16 protein-coding genes are annotated in these 22,039 nt (G+C 66.7%); 14 read left to right on the forward strand and 2 right to left on the reverse strand.

All coding sequences use genetic code 11. The annotated features are described in order from the left end of the window. Window positions 1-60 precede the first annotated feature (60 nt). Window positions 61-510 (forward strand): MarR family winged helix-turn-helix transcriptional regulator, encoded by a 450-nt coding sequence (locus tag G6N42_RS24565; RefSeq protein WP_163738139.1) that lies wholly within the window; start codon window positions 61-63, stop codon window positions 508-510. Here G6N42_RS24565 and G6N42_RS24570 read toward each other — a convergent pair. Then, a complete protein-coding gene (locus tag G6N42_RS24570; protein ID WP_163734142.1) occupies window positions 497-2,089 on the reverse strand; it encodes a Na+/H+ antiporter in 1,593 nt (530 codons plus the stop codon). The genes G6N42_RS24565 and G6N42_RS24570 overlap by 14 nt on opposite strands. Window positions 2,090-2,131: 42 nt before the next feature. On the opposite strand from G6N42_RS24570, the gene G6N42_RS24575 reads away from it, so the two are divergent. The 6 genes from G6N42_RS24575 to G6N42_RS24600 are packed head-to-tail and all read left to right on the forward strand — an operon-like array spanning window position 2,132 to window position 6,308. Then, window positions 2,132-2,461: a UBP-type zinc finger domain-containing protein gene (locus tag G6N42_RS24575; RefSeq protein ID WP_163734145.1), complete on the forward strand. Its 330-nt coding sequence runs from the start codon at window positions 2,132-2,134 to the stop codon at window positions 2,459-2,461. 22 nt (window positions 2,462-2,483) lie between these two features. Further along, entirely contained in the window at window positions 2,484-3,758 is a 1,275-nt protein-coding gene (purT, locus tag G6N42_RS24580) for a formate-dependent phosphoribosylglycinamide formyltransferase (RefSeq protein WP_163734148.1), read from the forward strand. Continuing rightward, on the forward strand, window positions 3,755-4,210 hold the full coding sequence (locus G6N42_RS24585; RefSeq protein WP_163734151.1) for an Rv0361 family membrane protein: 456 nt from the start codon (window positions 3,755-3,757) through the stop codon (window positions 4,208-4,210). The genes purT and G6N42_RS24585 overlap by 4 nt, the downstream gene beginning before the upstream one ends. Window positions 4,211-4,229: 19 nt before the next feature. Continuing rightward, window positions 4,230-4,643 carry a rhodanese-like domain-containing protein gene (locus G6N42_RS24590; protein ID WP_163734154.1) on the forward strand — a complete coding sequence of 138 codons (414 nt, stop codon included), beginning with the start codon at window positions 4,230-4,232 and terminating at the stop codon, window positions 4,641-4,643. Then, window positions 4,640-5,887 carry an O-succinylhomoserine sulfhydrylase gene (locus G6N42_RS24595; RefSeq protein WP_163734157.1) on the forward strand — a complete coding sequence of 416 codons (1,248 nt, stop codon included), beginning with the start codon at window positions 4,640-4,642 and terminating at the stop codon, window positions 5,885-5,887. The genes G6N42_RS24590 and G6N42_RS24595 overlap by 4 nt, the downstream gene beginning before the upstream one ends. 7 nt (window positions 5,888-5,894) lie before the next feature. Next, entirely contained in the window at window positions 5,895-6,308 is a 414-nt protein-coding gene (locus tag G6N42_RS24600; protein ID WP_163734159.1) for a hypothetical protein, read from the forward strand. Here G6N42_RS24600 and G6N42_RS24605 read toward each other — a convergent pair. After that, entirely contained in the window at window positions 6,305-7,168 is an 864-nt protein-coding gene (locus G6N42_RS24605) for an SDR family oxidoreductase (protein WP_163734162.1), read from the reverse strand. The genes G6N42_RS24600 and G6N42_RS24605 overlap by 4 nt on opposite strands. 71 nt (window positions 7,169-7,239) lie before the next feature. On the opposite strand from G6N42_RS24605, the gene G6N42_RS24610 reads away from it, so the two are divergent. The 7 genes from G6N42_RS24610 to G6N42_RS24640 all read left to right on the forward strand — a co-directional run bounded on the left by G6N42_RS24610 (window position 7,240) and on the right by G6N42_RS24640 (window position 22,013). Continuing rightward, entirely contained in the window at window positions 7,240-7,983 is a 744-nt protein-coding gene (locus G6N42_RS24610; RefSeq protein ID WP_232076303.1) for a thioesterase II family protein, read from the forward strand. 406 nt (window positions 7,984-8,389) lie between these two features. Further along, window positions 8,390-10,141 carry an AMP-binding protein gene (locus tag G6N42_RS24615; protein ID WP_163734169.1) on the forward strand — a complete coding sequence of 584 codons (1,752 nt, stop codon included), beginning with the start codon at window positions 8,390-8,392 and terminating at the stop codon, window positions 10,139-10,141. After that, window positions 10,138-14,922: a type I polyketide synthase gene (locus G6N42_RS24620; protein ID WP_163734170.1), complete on the forward strand. Its 4,785-nt coding sequence runs from the start codon at window positions 10,138-10,140 to the stop codon at window positions 14,920-14,922. Before G6N42_RS24615 ends, G6N42_RS24620 begins: the two co-directional genes overlap by 4 nt. 2 nt (window positions 14,923-14,924) lie before the next feature. Beyond that, complete coding sequence (locus G6N42_RS24625) at window positions 14,925-19,373, forward strand: type I polyketide synthase (RefSeq protein WP_163734173.1); 4,449 nt, start codon at window positions 14,925-14,927, stop codon at window positions 19,371-19,373. 11 nt (window positions 19,374-19,384) lie between these two features. Beyond that, on the forward strand, window positions 19,385-20,380 hold the full coding sequence (locus G6N42_RS24630) for an ATP-binding cassette domain-containing protein (RefSeq protein WP_163734178.1): 996 nt from the start codon (window positions 19,385-19,387) through the stop codon (window positions 20,378-20,380). A gap of 5 nt (window positions 20,381-20,385) precedes the next feature. Continuing rightward, window positions 20,386-21,204, forward strand: a complete 819-nt coding sequence (locus tag G6N42_RS24635) for an ABC transporter permease (protein WP_163738142.1) — start codon at window positions 20,386-20,388, stop codon at window positions 21,202-21,204. Next, window positions 21,204-22,013: an ABC transporter permease gene (locus tag G6N42_RS24640; RefSeq protein ID WP_163734181.1), complete on the forward strand. Its 810-nt coding sequence runs from the start codon at window positions 21,204-21,206 to the stop codon at window positions 22,011-22,013. The genes G6N42_RS24635 and G6N42_RS24640 overlap by 1 nt, the downstream gene beginning before the upstream one ends. The last annotated feature ends 26 nt before the right edge of the window (window positions 22,014-22,039 follow it).

Below are 22,039 nucleotides of genomic sequence, written 5' to 3' on the forward strand. Positions count from 1 at the left end.
AAATGAAAGTTCTCGACATATGCTTCCCCTGTGAACGACGACCGCGAGGCACTCGAGGCGATGATCGCGGCCGATGTGCGGGCGATGAACGCGGAGTCCGACCAGATCGGCAGGCACTTCGCCGGGCAACACGAAGTCGGGGCCAACGACTTCCGTGCGTTGCTGCACATCATGGTCGCCGAGACCGCCGGAACCCCGCTGACCGCGGGCGAACTCCGCAAACGGATGGGCATGTCCGGCGCAGCGATCACGTACCTGGTCGAGCGCATGATCGCATCGAAGCACCTGCTGCGCGAGTCCGATCCCGCCGACCGTCGCAAGGTCATCCTGCGCGTCGCCGACCACGGAATGCACGTCGCGCGCGGCTTTTTCACCCCGTTGGCCGAGCAGACCAGCATCGCGCTGACCGGAGTCTCCGACGACGATCTACGCGCCGCGCACCGCACCTTCACGGCGCTCATCGCTGCGATGGATGCGTTCCGCAACCAGCTCGACGCTACGTCCGGTTGAGGGTCGCCTCCTCGAGATCGAGTCCGTGCAACATGGTGCGCAGCACCTCGTCGTTGATGCGCCCTGCGTCGCGCTCTTCGATGAACGTCTTACGTTCGGCGGCAAGCATTTCCAGCCGCAGCCGGCGAAACGCGGCGGCCGGGCTCTCGCCGATCTCCTCGTCCGTGCGTCCGAGCCGCTCCCATGCGCTGTTGAGCCGTCGAGTGTTCCACGCCCGCAGTACCTCGGCGGCGCGCTCGGGAGTTTCGGCGGTGTCCTGCGACTCGGCCAGCAGCTCGTCCAGCCGGTCTGCCGCGGCGCGTGCCGCGCGGTCCTGCGCCTGAACCGCGGCGAGCCGGTCCTGCTGGGGGTCGTCGCCCCGCACGTTCAGCAGCCGAATGACCCACGGCAGCGTCAGCCCGTGCAGCAGCAGTGTGCCCACCACGACGACGAACGTGAGGAACACCAGGTGCGGCCGGCCGGGGAACGGATCGCCGGACAGCGTCACCAGCGGCACGCCTGCCGCGGCGGCCAGCGACACCACCCCGCGCATGCCGGCCCACGCCACGACGAACACCTGCGACGGCGGCGGTGTGGGTTCACGCTCCCTGATGCGCCGGAACAACAACGGCGGCAGGTAGGCGAACATGAACACCCACGCGATCCGAACTGCGATCACCGTGGTGAACACCGCGACCGACGACCAGATGAGCACCGAGGCCCGGATTCCCACCAGCTCATCGATGACCTCGGGCAGTTGCAGCCCGATCAACAGGAACGCGAATGACTCGAGGATCAACACGACGGACTGCCACAGCGCGAAGTCCTGCAGCCGAGTCGCGTAGCCGGCGTGCGCGGAGCGCTGTCCGAGGATCAGCGCCGCCACCACCACGGCGATCACGCCGGACCCGTGGATCAGCTCCGCGACGAGGTAGATGCCGAACGGGGCGATCAACGCGATAGCGCTCTCCACGACCGGGTCGTCGAGGCGTGACCGGATGTAGGAGATCAGCGCACCGAACCCGATTCCGACGGCGCCGCCGCCGACCGCGGCCAGCGCGAACGTGCCGATGGCAGAGCTCCACGTCGCCGCCGTTCCGATCGCGGCCGCCAACGCCACCTTGTAGGCCGTCAACGCCGTCGCGTCGTTCAGCAGGCTCTCACCGCCGAGCAGGACCATGGTCCGTCGGGGCAGGCCCAGTCGTCTGCCCACCGCGGTCGCGGACACCGCATCGGGCGGCGCCACGATCGCGCCGAGGGTCAGCGCCGCGGCCACGGTGAGCTCGGGAACCGTCTGGTAGGCGACGAAACCGACCGCGAAAGTCGTCGCGAGGGGGAGTCCGACAGCCAACAGACCGATGGGACGCAGGTTCGTTCTCAGCGCGACGTAGCTGCTCTCGGTGCCCGCCGACCACAGCAGCGGCGGCAGGATCACGTACAGAACGAGCTCGGGTTCGAGCACGACGTCGTGCAGCCCGGGCAGGTTGCTGGCGAGCAGTCCCGCGATGACGAGGGCCAGCGGTGCGGAGACGTCGAAGCGGCGGGCGACAGCGGCCAACAGGATCGACAGCATGAGAACCGCCAGCAGTGATGCGCCCACGTCGCTCAGCCTCCTGTGTCGCCGTCCGTATCGTTGATCAGCATGCTGAGGAGATCACGTTTGCGTGCAGCGAAATCCTCCGAGGTCCCCCTGACGAAGGCCATCGATACGTGCGAACACCTCGACGCCGCTGATGATGCCGCCGAGCCCGATCCGCGCACTCCGGGGCACTGCGAGGACTGCATCGAGGACGGCAAGGGCGCCTGGGTCCACCTGCGAATGTGCCTCACCTGCGGGCACGTCGGATGCTGTGATTCCAGCCCGCACCAGCACGCCGACGAACACTTCAGGCAGACCGGCCATCCCGTGATGCGATCGGTCGAGCCGGGCGAGAACTGGCGCTGGTGCTACATCGACGCGCGGCTGCGCTGACATCTGGCAGGCTGGACCCGCGATGAGTGAAACGACCGACAGTGACGAGTTAATGGCGCAGATCGACTCCGACGAGGTCGAGACGGCGCCCGAAGCCAGTCCCGAACCCGCCCCCCAGACCACGGTCATGCTGCTCGGATCGGGCGAACTGAGCCGGGAGCTGACGCTGGCGTTTCAGCGGCTCGGCGCCACCGTCATCGCGGTGGATCGCTATGCCGATGCGCCGGCGCACGGCGTCGCCGACCGATCGGCCGTCGTGAAGCTGAACGACGCCGACGCGGTGACGGCGGTGATCGAGAAGGAGCAGCCGAGGTACGTGGTGGCCGAGGCGACCCTGGTCGCCGCGGACGCGCTGATCGCGGTGGCCGAACGCGGCGACATCGAGGTGTTCCCGACGCCGCGCAGCACCCGGCTGTCCCTCGACCGCGAGGGGCTGCGGCGGCTCGCCGCCGACGAACTCGGCTTGCCAACCGCACCGTTCTGGTTCGCGGGTTCTGCGGAGGAATTGACCGCCGTAGCTCGGCACGCAGGCTTTCCGCTGGTCGTCAAGCCGATTGCGGCGGCTCCCGGGGTGGGCGAGTCGGTGCTGGTGCGTCCCGAAGACGTCGAGCCGGCCTGGCATCGCGCCGTCGCCGCGGGCCGGATACCGCACAACCGGGTGATGGCCGAGGCCGTCGTCGAGGTCGATTTCGAGGTGACACTGCTCACCATCCGCACCATCGGATCGACCGGGCCCGTGGTGCACTTCTGTGAACCGATCGGGCACCGGCAGCTTGGCGGCGACATGCTCGAGTCCTGGCAGCCTCAGCAGCTGTCACCCGCCGCGCTGGATGCCGCGAAGTCGATCGGGGCCCGGATCGTCAACTCGCTGGGTGGCCGCGGTGTGTTCGGCGTCGAGGTACTGGTGCGCGGTGACGAGGTCTACTTCGACAACGTACGGCCGCGACCGTATGACAGCGGGCTGGTAACGCTTCGCTCACAACGACTTTCGCAGTTCGAGCTGCACGCGCGCGCGATCCTTGGTTTGTCGGTGGACACCATCATGATCTCGCCGGCGGCCGCGGAGGTCAGTTACGCCGGGGCGGACGCGACCGAGAGTGGTGGCGCTGCGCTGAACGCGGTGCTGACCGAGGCGCTGGCCGTGGCGGAAAGCGATGTCCGACTGTTCGGCAGGCCCGATGAGACCGAGGGGCGGCGCCGCCTCGGGGTGGCGCTCGCGACTGCGCAGGACCCGATCATCGCCAGGGACCGGGCCCGCCGGGTTTCCGCGGCGCTGCGCAGGCTCTGGCAGCCATGAACAAGCCCGATTCCGAACCGGAGCCCAGCGCGGACCGGCCTTCTGCGGCACCGTTCCTGGGTGCGCTGGCAATCATTTCGATTGTCGTGATCGCAATTGCGCTGGTGAATTTCTTCCAGGGTGACGAGGTGTCGCCGGAGCAGCAGATCGTGCGCGCGGTGGTGGCGCAGAACGATGCGCTGCAGAAGGAGAGTTACGGCGACTTCCGCAGCAACACGTGCCGTTCGGAGCAGGGCACCGAGGCTGAAGTGCTTGCCGATCAACGCGATTCGAAGGAAAAACAGGGGACGCGACGCATCGCCGACGTGACCGACGTGGTGGTCAACGGCGATCGCGCCACGGCCAAGGTGGCCTACCAGTTCGACAAGGCGTCGGACGTCACCATCGATGTCGAAACGACGTTCGTGCTCGAGGACGGGGCATGGAAGGTCTGTACACAGGCCCCTGGCTAGCTGTGGGACACTCACGATCGTGAGCTATGCCGGAGACATCACGCCTGAGGAGGCATGGAAGCTGCTGGCCGATGACCCCGAGGCGGTATTGGTCGACTGTCGGACCGACGCCGAGTGGCGGTTCGTCGGGGTGGCCGATCTGTCGAGCCTCGATCGCGAGGTTGTCTACGTCGAATGGAACAGTTCCGACGGTAAGCACAATGACGATTTCGTCGACGATCTCAAGGCCGCGGGCGTGACGCCAGGGGACCGGCCGGTGGTGTTCCTGTGCCGTTCCGGCAACCGCTCGATCGGCGCCGCCGAGGCCGCCACCGCGGCGGGCATCGCCCCCTCATACAACATGCTCGACGGATTCGAAGGCGACCTCGATGAGCACCGACATCGTGGCGTCACCGGATGGAAGGCCGCCGGCCTGCCGTGGAGGCAGTCATGAGCCCAGAGGGTCATTCCGTCCGTCGGCCGGCCGAACTGCCCGAGGGCGTCAGCCAGGCGACCATCGGAGTGCGCGGCGGCCTGCTGCGGTCCGGCTTTCAGGAGACCGCCGAGGCGATGTACCTCACGTCGGGGTACGTGTATTCCTCTGCGGCAGAGGCGGAGAAGGCGTTCACGGGTGACATCGACCGCTACGTCTACTCGCGCTACGGAAACCCGACGATCTCGATGTTCGAGGAGCGGCTGCGGCTGATCGAGGGTGCGCCAGCGTGTTTCGCGACGGCGACGGGCATGGCGGCGGTGTTCACGTCGCTGGGTGCACTGCTGGCTGCGGGTGACCGATTGGTCGCCGCGCGCAGCCTCTTCGGTTCGTGCTTCGTGGTCTGCAGCGAGATCCTGCCGCGCTGGGGTGTGGAGACGGTGTTCGTCGACGGCGACGATCTATCGCAGTGGGAGGAGGCGCTGACCGACTCCTCCAAGCCCACCCGAGCCGTGTTCTTCGAGACGCCGTCGAACCCAATGCAGCAGCTGGTGGACATCGCCGCGGTATGTGAGATGGCCCATGCGGTCGACGCGAAAGTTGTGCTGGACAACGTTTTCGCCACGCCGATTCTGCAGCAGGGCATGCCGTTGGGCGCCGATGTCGTGGTGTATTCGGGCACCAAGCACATCGACGGGCAGGGCCGGGTGCTCGGCGGCGCAATTCTCGGCGACAAGCAGTACATCGACGAGCCCGTGCAGAAGCTCATGCGGCACACCGGCCCCGCGCTGAGCCCGTTCAACGCGTGGACCCTGCTGAAGGGTCTGGAGACGTTGTCGGTGCGCGTCGAGCACCAGAACGCGTCGGCGCACCGCGTCGCCGAGTTCCTGGAGAACCATCCGGCGGTCAGTTGGGTGCGGTACCCGTTCCTGGAGTCGCATCCGCAGTACGACCTGGCGAAGCGCCAGATGACCGGTGGCGGAACGGTTGTGACGTTCGAGCTCAAGGCCGCCGGCGGTGCCGGCAATTCAACCGCGGGGAAAGAACGCGCATTCGAGGTGCTCGACAAGCTGCGGATCATCGACATCTCGAACAACCTCGGCGACTCCAAGTCGCTGATCACCCACCCGGCCACCACCACGCACCGCTCGATGGGTCCGGAGGGTCGCGCCGCGATCGGTCTCGGCGACGGGGTGGTGCGAATCTCGGTGGGGCTGGAGGGAACCGAGGACCTCATCGGCGATCTCGACCAGGCGCTGTCGTAGGTTCAACGTGTCTCGCAAGTCCCAAGCGAAACAGGCTCGCCGCAAGAAGCGGCAGGCTGCCCAGAATTCGCGATGGATTCCCGAGACCGTGCTCGAAGGGCTCTCCGACGACATCGAACTTGCTGCGGTGCTGGAGCGACTGGATGAGCGAATCACGGAGCGCGGCTGGGTTTTTGACGAAGAGCTCTCCGATGATGAATCGGCGCTATGGTACTTCATCCCGTCGACGGCGGAGGTCCCTGACGACGGCGACGTGGTGCCCGTGACCACGATCGCGATGACGTCCGACGACGCCGACGTCGTCCACGTCGTGTTCGTCGGCACCGCCGACGACTACCAGTTCGGGCTCGAGGAGTTGTTCGAGAATCTGGACGTGATCGAGGGTTACCGCATGGGGAACCCGGTCCCGCAGTTCGCCTAGGGCTTGTCGGGACCCTCGACGACGCCCTGAGCCGCCCGCGCGCGCTGCTCGTAGGTTTCGCGTGCGGTGGTGTCGAAGTCCAGGAACACACGGTCCAGTCCGAGCTTGCGGTTCAGCCAGCGACGGCCGCGGGGGCCCAGCATCTGTGCGGCCTGCGCGGTGAACCGCAACGGCGGCGGCACGGACACATGAGTTTTCGGCTTGTCCAGAGTCTTGATCACAGCCTTGGCGATGTCCTCGGGTTCGACGGGCTTGATCGCGCCGCTGCTCTTGGTGCCGGAGATGAGCTCAGTGTTGGTGAACGGCGGCATGACCACGGAGACGTCGACGCCGTGGGGCGCGACCTCGTCGGCCAGCGCCGCGGACAGCCCGACGACGCCGAACTTCGCGCCGACATAGACGACCTGGCCCGGGACGGGGATCAACCCGGACAGCGAGGCGATGTTGATGATGTGGCCGCTGCGGCGGGCGATCATGTCGGGTAACACCAGCTGGCAGCCGGCGATGACGCCGTACAAGTTGACCTCGATCGAGGAGCGGATGGCCTGCTCGGTCTGTTCGAGGAACGGGCCGATCGGCATCACGCCGGCGTTGTTGATCAGGACGTCGATGTGGCCGCGGCCCTCGGTGCGCGCCTTGTCCAGGAATGTCGCGAAGGATTCGCGGTCGGTGACGTCGAGCGGATAGCCCGAGACCTGGCCGAGCTTGGTGAGCTGCACAACTGCCGACTCCTGAAGGGCGACGTCACGGTCACCGATAACCACGCGGGCGCCACGCTGCAGCAGCGCCTTGGCGGTGGCGTATCCGATGCCGCGAGCGGCACCGGTGATCGCGATGGTCTTCCCGTGGATGTTGTCCATGCGGCCAAACTTTACACGTGTCAAGTTTGAGTCGGAAGGGGTGTGATGCCCCGTCATCTACCGTGGGACCGGTGACTTCAGAGCACGACCAGAAGGTCGAGCCGCGGCTCTACATCTTCCCCCACACCGGTGGGTCGGCGAACTTCTATGTGCCGTTCGCCCGAGCATTCACAGGCGGCACCAAATGCGTGGCGGTCCAGTACCCGGGGAAGCGCGCAGGCAAGGACTTGTCGCAGTACACGAGCCTCCCCGACCTGGCCGACAAGCTTTGCACGCTGCTCAAGCCCGCCGAAATTCCGGGTGGTCAGGTCGCGTTCTTCGGGCACAGCATGGGGGCGCTGCTGGCCTTCGAGGTTGCGCTTCGCTTCGAGCAGGCCGGTAATCCCATCGCGGCATTCTTCGCATCGGCGTCCGCCGCTCCGGGGCTGTTGCGGCAGCGCGGCGGTCTCCAGGGCTCCGACGTCGAGCTGCTGAGCATGGTGAGCGACGTGACCGGCGCCAACCCGGAGTTTCTCAACGACGAGCAGTTCGCCGCCACCATCCTGCCGACCCTGCGCGGTCTCAAGGCCATCGCGTCCTACGACTGCCCGCCCGAGGCCAAGGTGTCGTGCCCCATCTACGGGCTGATGGCCGACGACGACGAGTTGGGTACTGCCGAACTGATGACGCCCTGGGCGCAGCGTACGACGTCGGACTTCGGCCTCACCGTCTTTCCCGGCGACCATTTCTACATCAACACCAATTTGCTGCCGCTCGCGCAGTGGGTGGAAGAACGCGTGTTTGCCCGATGCTCGGGAGCACTGCCGGGGGCGTAGCGGTTTTGTTCGTCGCAGTGCAGCTCCGGCCCTGGAGGACTTCGGTTGCGCTGTGGCCGACCCCTGAGAATTTGCTGAGCAAACATGGGGGAGAATGAAGCAGCAAACGTCGATGACGACGATCACCGACAGTCATACCTTCCAGGGCAGCTTTGCGATATTTGCGAGCAAAGCTTTTGAACTGAACTCATATTGTGTACACCCGCGCCGGCGCCGGCGCGAATTGGCAACGCATTGACGCGACTGTTAAATTCAGTGAAGGGTCCGCAGCTGCGCGGGCCGGGGAAGTGTCGGCGCCAGGCTCTCCCTTCCTAGCTGGGGTTTGCCAGAGTGTCGGTTTGCATCCGGACTTGGGGCTCGGGTCAACCCAGCTGAACATCGGCGGAGACGCGAAGAGGTTGCCAGCATGCCCCACACCGAATTGTCTATTCCTGCGTTGGTGTGCGCGCGCGCCGCCGAGCACGGCGACGCCACGGCGTACACCTTCATGGACGGCACCCTGGACGGAAGTGGCTTCGCCGAAAGCTTGACCTGGTCGCAGGTTTACCGTCGGTCGCTGGTCGTGGCCGAGGAACTGCGCCGGTTCGGCACGACAGGCGATCGCGCGGCGATCCTGGCGCCGCAGGGCCTCGATTACATCGTCGCCTTCCTCGGTTCGCTCCAGGCAGGCTTCATCGCGGTTCCGCTGTCAGTGCCCCAGTTCGGCGTTCACGACCTCAGGGTCGCCACGACAATTCAGGACAGCGCCCCGGTCGCGTTGCTGACGACCTCATCGGTGGTCACCGACGTCAACAAGTACGCGAGTGGCCGACGCGGCCAACAGGGACCTGCGCTCATCGAGGTCGATCTGCTGGACCTGGATTGCACGCGCGACCTCGACACCACCGACCAATCCGGCCTTGGTCCGGCGTACCTGCAGTACACGTCCGGCTCCACCCGGACTCCGGCGGGCGTGGTCGTTACCCACCGCAATGTCACGGCCAACCTCGACCAGGCGGTGCAGGATTATTTCGACTACAACGGGGAGACTCCCGAAGGCACCGTGATCGTGTCCTGGCTGCCCTTCTACCACGACATGGGCCTCATCATGGGCGTCTGTGCACCGGTAGTCACGGGACGCCGCGCAGTGTTGATGAGTCCCCTGGCGTTCCTGCGTAAACCCGCAAGCTGGATTCAGCTGCTGGCCAGCCACCCGCACGCGGTGTCCGCGGCGCCCAACTTCGCGTTCGACCTGGCCGTCCGGCGGACCTCCGATGCAGACATGGCGGGTCTCGACCTTGGTGGAGTGCAGGCCATCCTCAGCGGCGCCGAGCGCGTCGCCAGCGGCACGGTAAAGCGCTTCACCGAGCGGTTCGCCCCGTTCGGCTTGCAGGACAACGTGATCCGCCCTTCCTACGGCTTGGCCGAGGCGACCCTCTACGTGGCCACTCCCGCACCCGGCAAGCCCGTCAGGACGGCCCGCTTCGACCTCGCGCAACTGTCGGCCGGCCTTGCCCGTCCGTGCGTCGGAGGCCGCTATGGCACCACCGAGCTCGTGAGTTACGGCGCGCCGCGGGCCTGCATGATCCGCATCGTGCGGCCGGAGACCGGCATCGAGCAGCCGGCGGGCGCGATCGGCGAGATCTGGGTGCACGGAGACAACGTCGCCCAGGGCTACTGGCGCAAAGCAGAACAGAGTGCGCGCATCTTCGACGCACGGATCACGGATGCGTCAGCCGGAACCCCGGAAGCACCTTGGTTACGCACCGGGGATCTTGGGGTCATCTCCGATGGCGAGCTGTACATCATGGGCCGTCTCAAAGACCTGCTGATCGTCGACGGCCGCAACCACTATCCCGACGACATCGAGTCGACGATCACGGAGATCACCGGCGGCCGCGTCGCCGCGATCGCGGTCGAGGACGACGACACCGAGAACCTCGTCGCGATCATCGAGCTGAAGCAACACGGGTCCGTCGATGAGCATCCTCAGCGGCTCGACACAGTGAAACGCGAAGTATCGACGGCGATCTGGCGGTCACACAATCTTCGTGTCGGCGATCTCGTGCTCGTGTCGCCGGGTTCGATCCCGATCACCACCAGCGGCAAGATCCGCCGGTCGTCGTGTGCGGACCTCTACCGACAGGGCGAGTTCGACCGACTGGACATCTCCGTATGACGTCGTGGGGTGATTACGAACCCGAACTGCGTAACTGGCTGGTCGACTACCTCGTCACCAATATCGGCTGCAGTCCCGACCAGATCGACCTCGAAGCACCCCTCAACGAACTGGGCGTCGGATCGCGCGAAGCGGTGGTGCTGTCCGGTGAGCTGTCGGAGTTGTTGCGTCGGCCGGTCTCTCCGGTGGACTTCTGGCAGAACCCGACCATCAACGCGTTGGCCCACGCGCTGGTCCACCCCGATCTGGAGCCAGCGGGTGGCTCGTCGCCCGGCACCGCGGGCGGCTCGCTGAACGAGCCGATCGCCGTCATCGGGCTGGGCTGCCGGCTGCCGGGCGAGATCCAAGGACCCGACGCGCTGTGGGACTTCCTGGCCGCGGGCCGCTCAGCGGTTTCAACGGTGCCCGACGGGCGGTGGCAGGCGTTCGATGACGGCTCACCGGAAGCGCACGCGGCACTGGCGAACACCACCCGGTGGGGCTCGTTTCTGAGCGATATCGCCGGCTTCGACGCCGAGTTCTTCGGTATCGCGCCGCGTGAAGCCGACCGCATCGATCCGCAGCAACGGTTACTGCTCGAGGTCGCGGTGGAGGCGCTCGAGCATGCCGGCATCCCGGCCGAATCGCTCCAGCGCTCGCAGACCGGGGTGTTCGCAGGCGCATGTGTCAGCGAATACGGCTACCTGGCCGCACGAGACCTCGGCCAGATCGACGCCTGGACGGGTACCGGCGGTGCGTTGAGCATCATCGCCAATCGGCTCTCCTACTTCCTGGACCTGCGGGGACCGTCGCTCACCGTTGACACCGCCTGCTCCTCGTCGCTGGTCGCGGTGCACCTGGCCTGCCAGAGCCTGCGGGCCGGCCAATCCGAGCTGGCGATCGCCGCAGGGGTGAACCTGTTGCTCTCGCCTGCCGTGACGCGCAGCTTCGATGCCGCAGGAGCGATGTCGCCAACCGGTGCCTGCCATGCCTTCGACGCTGCCGCCGACGGATTCGTCCGCGGTGAGGGTTGTGGGGTCGCGATACTCAAGCGGCTCTCCGACGCAGAGCGTGACGGAGACCGGGTACTCGCGGTCGTCCGCGGCTCAGCGGTCAATCAAGACGGTCGATCCAACGGATTGATGGCACCGAACCCGGCCGCTCAGGCCGCAGTGTTGCGGGCCGCCTGCGCTGATGCGGGCGTTACGCCCTCCGAGGTCGACTACGTCGAGGCGCACGGAACCGGAACGCTGCTCGGCGATCCCATCGAAGCCAGGGCCCTCGGGGCGGTATACGGCCGCGGACGGCAGCCCGCCGCGCCGCTGCTGGTCGGCGCCGTGAAGACCAACCTCGGCCACTTGGAAGCAGCCGCGGGAATCCTCGGTCTGATCAAGGCAGCCTTGGCGCTGCAACGAGGCGCTCTTCCGGCCAACCTGCACTTCGAAACCCCTAATTCGCATATCCCGTTCGACGAGCTCCGCCTGAAGGTGGTTGACGAAGCGACCGAGTGGCCGGTGACCGGACGTCCGCGCCGGGCAGGCGTGTCGTCATTCGGCTTCGGCGGCACCAACGCGCACGTGGTCCTGGAGCAGGGCCCCAAGGCGCGGGGGCAGGAGCCCGCGGTGGCCCCTTCGGTGACGACCCTCGTCGTCACCGGCAAGAACCACGAGCGCATGGCTGCGATGGCGACGACGTTGGCCGACTGGATGACCGACGAAGGGGCGCTGGTGCCGCTGGCCGATGTCGCGCACACGCTCAACCATCACCGCAGCCAGCACCCGACGTTCGCGACGGTCTGCGCGGCCGAGCGCGCCGAAGCCATCGCCGGGCTCCGGGCGGTCGCCGCCGGTGAGCCCGCGATCGGTGTGGTCGGTCCCCACGAGGGACCGTGCGGATCCGGAACCGTGTTCGTGTATTCGGGTCAGGGTTCGCAATGGGCGGGGATGGGCCGCCGACTGCTCGCCGACGAACCGGCGTTCGCAGCCGCCGTCGCGGAGCTGGAGCCGGACTTCGTTGCGCAGGTGGGATTCTCGCTGCGCGACGTGCTGGCCACCGGACAGGAACTCACCGGGATCGAGCGAATTCAGCCGGTGCTGGTGGGCGTCCAGCTGGCGTTGACGGCGTTGTGGCGTTCGCACGGGGTCGAGCCGGACGCCGTGATCGGGCATTCGATGGGTGAGGTGACGGCTGCCGTGGTGGCGGGCGCCCTCACCCCAGCGCAGGGTCTGCAGGTGATCGCGACCCGGTCGCGGCTCATGGCCGAACGCGCCGACAAGGGCGCGATAGCCCTGCTGGAGCTCGATGCGCAGGCCGCGGAGGCGTTGATCGCCGATTTTCCGGGGGTGACGGTGGCGGTGTATGCCTCACCGCGCCAGACTGTGGTCGCCGGGCCAACCGAGGCGGTCGACGCCGTCGTCGCCAGGGCAATTGGGCAGAATGCGTTCGCCCGCAGGGTGAACGTGGACGTGGCGTCCCACCACGCGATGATGGATCCCATCCTGCCGGCGTTGAAGGAGGCGTTGGCCGGCCTGACGCCGAGGTCTCCGCTCATCCCGGTCATCAGCACGGTCGAAAACGCCGGTGTCTCACCACTGTTCGATGCCGACCACTGGGCTGCCAACCTGCGCAACCCCGTCCGGTTCGGCCACGCCGTCGCCACCGCCGGCGCAACCAATTGCACGTTCATCGAGATCAGCCCACATCCACTGCTCACCAAGGCCATTTCCGACACCCTCGCTGACCCGTCCACCGGCAATGCACATCACCACAGCATCGGCACGCTGCAGCGCCATGCGCACGACACCGTTGAATTTCACACGAATCTCAACGCGACTCACACCGTCCGGCCACCGCACGGCGAACACCCGCCGGGGCCGCACCCCGCTACCCCGATTGCCCCGTGGCGCCACAGCCGACATTGGATCGACATCGCACCCGCGTTGTCCACCAACGACTTTGGCGGGCAGCGCGCGCGCCGGCCAGCGGGCGGTGACGCCAGTCCAGTCCCGGCCGACTGGCTGTACGAGCCGACCTGGCCCATCCACCCTCGTCCCGCGGCCGACACTGCGAGCGTGGGTCAATGGCTGGTCCTCGGGGACGCCGACCTGGGTGCTGAACTCGGTTGTGTTCCAGACCTTGCCACGGACTGGGGCACCGACCGGGCCGCATTGCGCACCGCGCTGGGCGAAGTGGACAACGTGCTACTCGCGCCGGCCGCTAAGGCCTTCATGGGTGCCGCCATCGATGTGCCGTCGGCATACGCATTGTTCAACGAGGCGAGAAGTCTTGTCGAAGAACTGCTTTCGATGGACTCACCGCCGCGGCTGTACTTCGTCACCCGCAATGCCCAGCCGGTCGCCGACGGCGATCGCGCCAATTCGACACACGCTGTCCTATGGGGTCTCGGCCGCACGCTCGCGTTGGAACATCCCGAGATCTGGGGCGGCATGGTCGATGTCGACGACGCGGTGCCTGCCGTCTTGACCGCGCGGTACGTGCTGACCGAGGCGCAAGCCGGCGAGCGGGAGGACCAGGTCGTCTACCGGGGAGGAACCCGGCACGTGCCGCGGCTGCGACGGCATACTCCTCGTGCGGCAACGACCGGTCTGCTCGGCCAGGACACCAGCCAGTTGGTGATCGGCGCCACCGGCCGCATCGGGCCGCACCTGATTCAACAGCTCGCCGACATGGGAGCCGGAACCATCGTCGCGGTATCGCGAAACCCAGGCGGGCGGCTCGACGAACTGGCCCGCCGGCTCTCGGCGACGGGAACGACGCTGATCACGGTGGCCGCCGACGCAGCGGACGAAGTAGCGATGGCCGCACTGTTCGGCCGCTTCGGCACCGAACTCCCTTCTCTCGAGGGCATTTACCTCGCGGCCTTCGGCGGTGGACCGGTCGCGTTGTCCGACATGACGACCGACGACGTCAACGCGATGTTCGGTCCGAAGCTGGACGCGCTCGGCGTGCTGCACACTCTTGCGTTGCGAACCGCCGTTCGCCATTTCCTGATGTTCTCGTCGATCTCCGGTCTGCTCGGTTCGCGATGGCTCGCCCACTACACGGCGACCAGCAACTTCCTCGACACCTTCGCCTACGCCCGGCGCAACATGGGTCTGCCGGCCACGGTGGTGAACTGGGGATTATGGAAGTCGTTGGCCGAGGGGCAAACCGATGCGAATCAGGTCATGTCGAACTCGGGGCTCGTGCCAATGCCCGACGAGATCGCCATTCGGGCGCTGTCATTGACGATGGCGTCCGATGCGCCGCTGCACTTCACCGTCGCAGACGTGGACTGGCCGCTGCTCGCCACAGCATACCGCACCCGCGGAGCGCTGCGCATCGTCGATGAGGTGTTGGCGGGCGAGTCGGCCGGCGAAACCGAAACGGACCAGCCGATCCCGGAAAGCGAGTTCGGCAAGGCGCTCCGCGAGTGTGCACCGGAGCGGCGTCGCGAGCTGCTGGCCGACCACATAGGTACGTTGGCATCCGACGTGCTGGGGCTCCCACCCACCGCGACTCTCGACCCGGCAGCGGGATTCTTCCAACTCGGTATGGATTCCCTGATGAGCGTCACACTTCAGCGCAGCCTCGGCTCGAGTCTCGGCATCACGCTGCCGGCCGCGGTCATCTACGAGTACCCGACCATCTCGCGTCTCACCGACGCACTATGCAAGCGCATGGGCTACGTGACGGCGGCCGAAATCCCCGCGACGGCTCGATCCGGCCTTGGCGCACGAGCCCAGCAGCGCGCCAAGGCCCGCCAGGAAGCTGCTGCGGGCAGACGGAAGGGACGGGTCTAGCTATGGACACCGGTTCGAATCAGTTGCCGCCCAACTCGATTGCGGTCATCGGAATGGCCGGCCGGTTTCCCGGTGCAGACTCGGTGACGACGTTCTGGGACAACCTGCGCCGCGGTGAAGAGTCCATCGCCACGCTTTCCGATGATGCACTTGCCGCGGCAGGAGTCAGCGCGAAGACGCTGGCCGATCCGGCATACGTGCGGCGTGCGCCCCTGCTCGACGGGACCGATGAGTTCGACGCGGAATACTTCGGGATGACTCCGTACACCGCTGCGATGATGGACCCCCAACAGCGGCTGTTCCTGCAGACCGCGTGGCACGCCTTCGAGGATTCCGGGTACGACCCCGCCACCTTCGACGGAGCGATCGGCGTCTTCGCCGCCAGTACCGCCAGCGGCTACCTGATGGACAACCTGATGTCGCACCGCGATCCCAAGGCGCTCGTCGGGGAGGGCATCACCGTCGAGATGTTCAACCTGGTCTTGCTCAATGACAAGGACTACCTGGCGACGCGGGTGTCGCACCAGTTCAATCTGCGCGGGCCGAGCCTTTCGGTGCAAACCGCCTGCTCGTCGTCGCTTGTCGCAGTGCACCTCGCATGCCAGAGCCTGCTGTCCGGCGAAAGCGACATGGTGCTGGCCGGTGCCGCATCGATCCGGGTGCCGCATCACGTTGGCTACACCTATGAGCCGGGGGCAATGGTGTCGGCCTCGGGCCACTGCCGACCGTTCGACGTCAGATCCGACGGCACCATCTTCGGCAGCGGGGTCGCGGCGGTGATACTCAAGCCGCTGGAGGCAGCCCTCGACGACGGTGATCGCATCCACGCCGTCATCCGCGGTTCAGCGATCAACAACGACGGCTCGGTCAAGATGACCTATGCGGCACCTGCCCTTGCCGGCCAGGCGGAGGTCATCGCCGAAGCTCATGCCGTTGCCGGTGTCGACTCCTCGACAATCGGATTCGTGGAGACCCACGGAACGGGAACCCCGCTGGGTGATCCCATCGAAATCGAAGCGCTGCGACAGGCTTTCGAGGTCTCCGACCTGGATCGGCCGGGCCCGTGCGTGCTGGGTTCGGTGAAGTCGAACATCGGCCACCTTGATGCGGCATCCGGCGTCACCGGCCTGATCAAGACGATCCTCTGCCTGAAGAACAAGGCAATTCCCCCGACCGTCCACTACACCGCGCCCAACCCCGAGCTGCACCTCGAGAAAACGCCGTTCGTGGTTGCGAACACCTACACACCATGGGAATCCGACGTGCCGCGCCGGGCCGGAGTGAGCTCGTTCGGTGTCGGTGGCACCAACGTGCACGTCGTCCTCGAGGAGGCGCCGGAGACCTCTGCGGTCGCGGCCACGAGCGGCCCGCAAGTGCTGCTGCTGTCCGCGCGCACCGCCGAATCCCTGCAGGACGCCAGGGCCGCGCTTGCCGCGGAACTCTCGCGAGACGAACAACTGTCGCTGCCCGACGTGGCGTTCACGCTCGCGGGTCGGCGGGCCTATGAGGTTCGGATGGCAGCCGTCGTTGCCGACCGCGCCGACGCCGCGGCCGTGTTGACCGCTCTGCCCGACAACCCAGAACACGAGAACGTTTCGGTCGGCCAATGTCCGCCGGGCGCTTCGCCAGGCGCGAAGAGGGCGGCGTTCCTGTTTCCCGGGCAGGGCGCTCAGCACGTCGGCATGGCCCGCGGTCTCTATGACACCGAGCCGGTGTTCCGGGAGACGTTCGACCGGTGCGCCGCTGTCTTCGGCCTAGAACTCGGCTTCGACCTGGTGGCCGAGGTGTTCGACGGGGCGAGCCTGGAGCCCACCGACCTGGCCCAGCCGGCTCTCTTCGCAGTGGAATACGCGCTGGCGCAGCTGATCACGTCGTATGGGGTCACCCCGGCGGCACTGGCAGGTCACAGCATCGGCGAGCTGGTGGCCGCCACCCTGGCGGGGGTCTTCGACTTGCCGACGGCGCTCAAGGTGGTGTCGATGCGCGCCCGCCTGATGCATGCCGCGCCTGCTGGCGCCATGGTCGCTGTAGCTGCCGCCCCCGACGACATCGCCACGCACATGACAGCCGACGTCGATCTCGCCGCCATCAACGAATTCGGCAACTGCGTGGTGGCCGGTCCCGACGAAGCCATCCGTGCCTTCAGCGATCGCCTTGCCGCTGCGGGCATCCTCGCCCGACGTGTCCGGACCTCGCACGGTTTCCATTCGCAGTCGATGGATACGGTGCTCGCCCCGTTCGCGGAATACCTGTCCACAGTGACGCTGCGCGCACCCCGAATCCCGATGCTGTCCAACGTAACCGGCACCTGGATGACCGACGAGGAGGCCACCGATCCGCACCGCTGGGCGAAGCACATCCGGTCCACAGTACGGTTCGCCGATGAACTTGCCGAACTGCTAGGCGATGCGCAACGTGTGCTCGTGGAGGTGGGGCCCGGAGGCAGTTTGACCGGATCGGCCGTGCGTGTGCCCGGGTGGTCGGAAACCCACCGCGCGGTTCGCCTGATGCGGCACCCGTTGCAGAGCAGAAATGATCGCGACACATTCCTGCTCGGGCTCGGACAGTTGTGGTCGGCAGGAGTCGACGTCGACTGGACGGCGCGCCACGGCGAGGCCCAGCATGTGACGCTTCCCGGCTATGCCTTTGCGCGGCAGCGCCATTGGATCGAACCCGCCGCTTTTGTGCGGTCGGGCGGCTCTGCCCCGCTCGGTGCAGCGGTGTCCGAGTCGCTACCGGCCGCGCGCCAACCCGCAATCGCCACCGACGCCAGGTCTCAGATGTTGGCGACATTGCAGCGAATCTGGTCGCAGTGTCTGGGCGTCGAGTCGATTGCGCCGGGCGACAACTTCTTCGAACTGGGCGGCGACTCGCTCTTGGCGATTGGCGTGGCGATGACCGCGGCGCACGAAGGTGTGGAACTCACCCCGCAGGACCTCTACGACCATGACAGCCTTGGCGCACTGGCCGACACCCTGGTGGCCCGCTACGCGTCGGGCGGCCTGGCCGGCCAGCCCACTGACGAGCTGAATCCACCTGTCCCGCCCAACATTCTCCGTTTTCTCGACAGCGGTTTGGCTGAACCGGGCCGCTGGCGGGCGCCGTTGGTGTTGCGCATCGACACGTCCGTGAGTGTGGAGGATGCATCCGCGGTCATGACTGCAGTCGTCAACCACCATGACGCCTTGAAAATGCGGGTCGTCAACCGGGCAGGTGTGTGGGAGCAGCACATCAGCGAACCCGGGGACTTCACCGGGCTGACGCAATGCACACTGCCCGCCGATGCCGTGCCGGCCAGCGAGGGTGAGCGGGAAGCGCTCTCGGCCGTCGTCTCCGACACCATCGCGGTGCAGGACCTCGGCAGTTGGCCGTTGACGGGCACCTATGTCGTCGACGCGCAGGGTGCCCCCCGGTTCCTGGTGCTCACCATGCACGGGATGGTCGACGACACGAAATCACGCGAGATCCTGGTGACGGACGTGTTGACCGCGTTCGCGCAACGACTGGCCGGTAGCGACATCGCCTTGGAACCGGCCACCACGGGCTGGCGGGAGTGGTCCCAGCGCTGTGCCGCGCTGGCCGCCCACCCCGCGGTCCTCAACCGACGGAGCTATTGGATCGACCACGCGGTGAAGGCGACGGTGAGCCTGGCCGGCCCCGGGCAGGATGCCGAGCGTGCTGGCGCACCGGCGGCCGAGGACCTGATCAGGCTGGCCACCGCATTGACCCCAGAGCAGACGTCGCAGGTCGACAACGCCCGTCGAATCTCCCAGGCGTCGACCGAGGAGATTCTGTTGGCCGCCCTGGCGCGCGTCCTCGCGATCACCGTCGGCGACGGCGTTGCGGCCGTCGACCTCGCCGGTGCCGGACGGTCGGTGCTTCGGCCGGAGGTCGACCTGCGCAGAACGGTCGGGTGGTTCTCCGCGATCCATCCAATCGCGCTGCCCTGCATGGACTTACCGGGGGCCAGCGCGGTTCAGCTGCTTGCAGAGGTAAGCCGGACCGTCAAGGCCGTGCCGCACCACGGTATCGGGTACGGGCTGCTGCGCTACCTGCATGCGCCGACCGCCGAGCTACTGAGGACCACGGCCACGTCGGAAATCTTCTTCTCCCATCTCGGCATGCTCCCCGAATGGCAGGAGACCGGTGCGGCTGTGCAAGTCGATGGTGACACCGAGTTGATGATCCGGCAGACCCTGCCGGGCTTGGGCCATCTGCTCGAACTGCGGACGTATCGACACGGCGGCGTGCTCCACGTGGACTGGTGGTACGACCGTCGACGAGTGCGCAGCGGTACGGCCGAGGCGCTCGCGGAGCAGTTCGGTGCCACGCTGATCGCGCTGATCGAGGAAGCGGTGACCGGTGTCCAGGACGGTGACGGCGGCGAGGCGGAGGACGAAGCGCTCGCCCTGGTGGATCTGTCGGCAGCCGTTCTCGACGACGATGAGTAGGTAGGCAAGCAATGTCACAGTCCGACAACGGTGTGGAAGTCGAAGGCATCGGCAAGTCATTCGGTTCGGTTGCGGCGTTGCGCGACATCACCTTCGACGTGGGCCGCGGCGAGGTCGTTGCGCTGCTCGGGCCCAACGGCGCCGGCAAGACGACCACAGTGGAGATCCTGTCGACGCTCACCACGCCGGATCGTGGACGCGCCACCGTGGCGGGTCATGACGTGGTGGCCGACCCGGCGATGGTGCGCCGTTCGATCATGCTCACCGGTCAGCATGTCGCTCTCGACGACATGTTGACCGGATACGAGAACCTGGTGATGTTCGGCCGGTTGCAGGGGTTGGACAAGTCCACCGCCGGCGCGAGGGCCGTCGACCTTCTCCGTGAGTTCGATCTGGAGGACGCCGCGGGTCGCCGGGTCAGTACCTATTCCGGCGGTATGCGCCGACGCGTCGACATCGCCTGCGGGCTGGTGGTCCGCCCCGAGGTGGTGTTCCTCGACGAGCCGACAACCGGACTGGATCCGCGCAGCAGACAAGCCATCTGGGAGTTGGTCACCGCTTTCAAGGAGGCGGGCATCGCGACATTGTTGACCACCCAGTATCTCGAGGAGGCCGATGCGCTGAGCGATCGGATCATCGTGATCGACCACGGCTCCATCGTCGCGCAGGGCACCGCCGACGAACTCAAGGAGCGCACCGGAGGCACGTACTGCGAGATCGTGCCCCGCAACCCGGATGACCTCCCCGCTCTGGTCGAGGCGCTGGGCACGTTGGTGCCCGCCGCGAGTCGGGCCGCGATCAGCCCGGAGTCCGATCGGGTCAGTTTGCCCGCCCCAGACGGACCGGCCATGCTGACCGCGGCTCTATTGCGGGTGAATTCGGCCGACATCGCGCTGGCCGACATCGTGTTGCGCAGGCCGTCGCTGGACGATGTCTTCCTCTCGCTGACCGGGGCCGCGGCCACCGACCAGGCAGCAGAACGCGTGGCCGGTGAGGTGTACTCGTGACCGCGTTGACTGCGTCGACGCCGTTGACCGCGACACGACCCGCGCCGTCTGGAGCGCAGCAATGGTGGGTGCTGACGACACGGCTGATCGGTCCCACATTGCGCAACGGCGAGGTCGCGGTGGGCGTGGCTGTTTCGGTGGCGGCGACCGCTAGTCTCTACATCCCTTTGAACAGGCTCATGGATGGGCCCGACCTGGGGGCGAGTAGCTACGCGCAGTACCTGCTGCCGCTGATCGTGTTGCAAGCCATCGCGTTCGCATCGATCTCTACCGCGTTTCGCGCCGCGACCGACTCGGTACAGGGGATCAACCGCCGTTTCCAGTCGTTGCCGATCGCGCCGCTGATCCCGTTGGGGGCCCGCATCAGCGCGAGCGCCTATCGTTGTGTGATCGGGCTCGTCGTGGCGCTGGCTTGTGGATACGTCATCGGCTTTCGATTTCACCGTTCGCCGCCTGCCATCGCGGCGTTCTGTCTGTTGGTGTTGCTCACCGGCCTGGCGCTGGCGCTCCTGGCAGATATCATCGGAACCAACTCGCGCAACCCTGCAGGGACTGCGCAGTGGTTGCTGTTGCCGCAGTTGATATTTGGCTTCTTGTCGGTGGGGATTCAACCTCTCGAGCGCTTTCCGGGATGGATTCAGCCGATCGTTCACAATCAACCCATCTCCCGGATCGTCGACGCCTTGCACGCCTTGGCCGGCGACTCGGTGCAACAAGCGGCACCGGTCACCTGGTCGGTCATCGGACCGGCTCTGGCCTGGGTGGTCGGCGTGATCGCCCTGACGTTGCCCTTCGCCATCGCGGTGTACCGACGGAGAACCTGATGGCAGTACTCGTCGGCGCGGTCCGTGACGCGCAAGCCAAACCCGAGCACCTGCTGTCGCAAACCGCGGTGCTCACCCGGCGGCTACTGGTCCGGTCGGCGCGCAACCCCATGACTCTCGTCCACGCCCTGCTGCTGCCGGTGGCGTTCCTGCTCACACTCAAGGTCGTCTTCGGTGACTCGATCACAGCGATTACGGGCCAGAACGGTCTGTACCTCAGCGTGCCGCTGGTGGCGCTGGTGGCGACGATGTCGGGGTCGACAACGGCCGTGGTCGGCATCAACGCCGAGCGCCTCGACGGCTTTCTCGGCCGATTGTGGGCGCTGCCCCTGCACCGCGGCGCCGGACTGCTGTCGCGGCTGGCCGCCGAGACGATCCGCGTGCTCGGCACCACGCTGGTCATCCTGGGCGCGGGAGCAATCCTCGGGTTCCGTTTTCAGTGCGGTCTGGCCGCCGCATTGCTGTGGGTGGCAGTGCCGGTGATCTTCGGGGTCGCATTTGCGACGCTGGCCACCACGGTCGCGCTGTATTGGTCGAAAGCCGTTCTGGTTGAGGCGATGCAGCCCGTGATCATTCTGGGGGCCACCTTCTGCACGGGGTTCGTGCCGTTGGAAAAGTATCCGGACTGGGTCCAGCCGGCGGTCCGGTATCAGCCGATGTCGCCGGCTGTCGATGCGATGAGGGGACTATCGGTGGGTGGTCCGGTGTGGTGGCCGATGATCACCACCCTGCTGTGGTTCGCCGGGATCTTTGCGGTGTGCCTAGGGCCGATCATGGTGGGCTACCGCAGGGCGAGCACCAGTCGGTGATCGGCGCAACGTCAAGAGGAAGGATT

This window comes from Mycobacterium gallinarum, assembly GCF_010726765.1.
GTDB classification, from domain to species: domain Bacteria; phylum Actinomycetota; class Actinomycetes; order Mycobacteriales; family Mycobacteriaceae; genus Mycobacterium; species Mycobacterium gallinarum.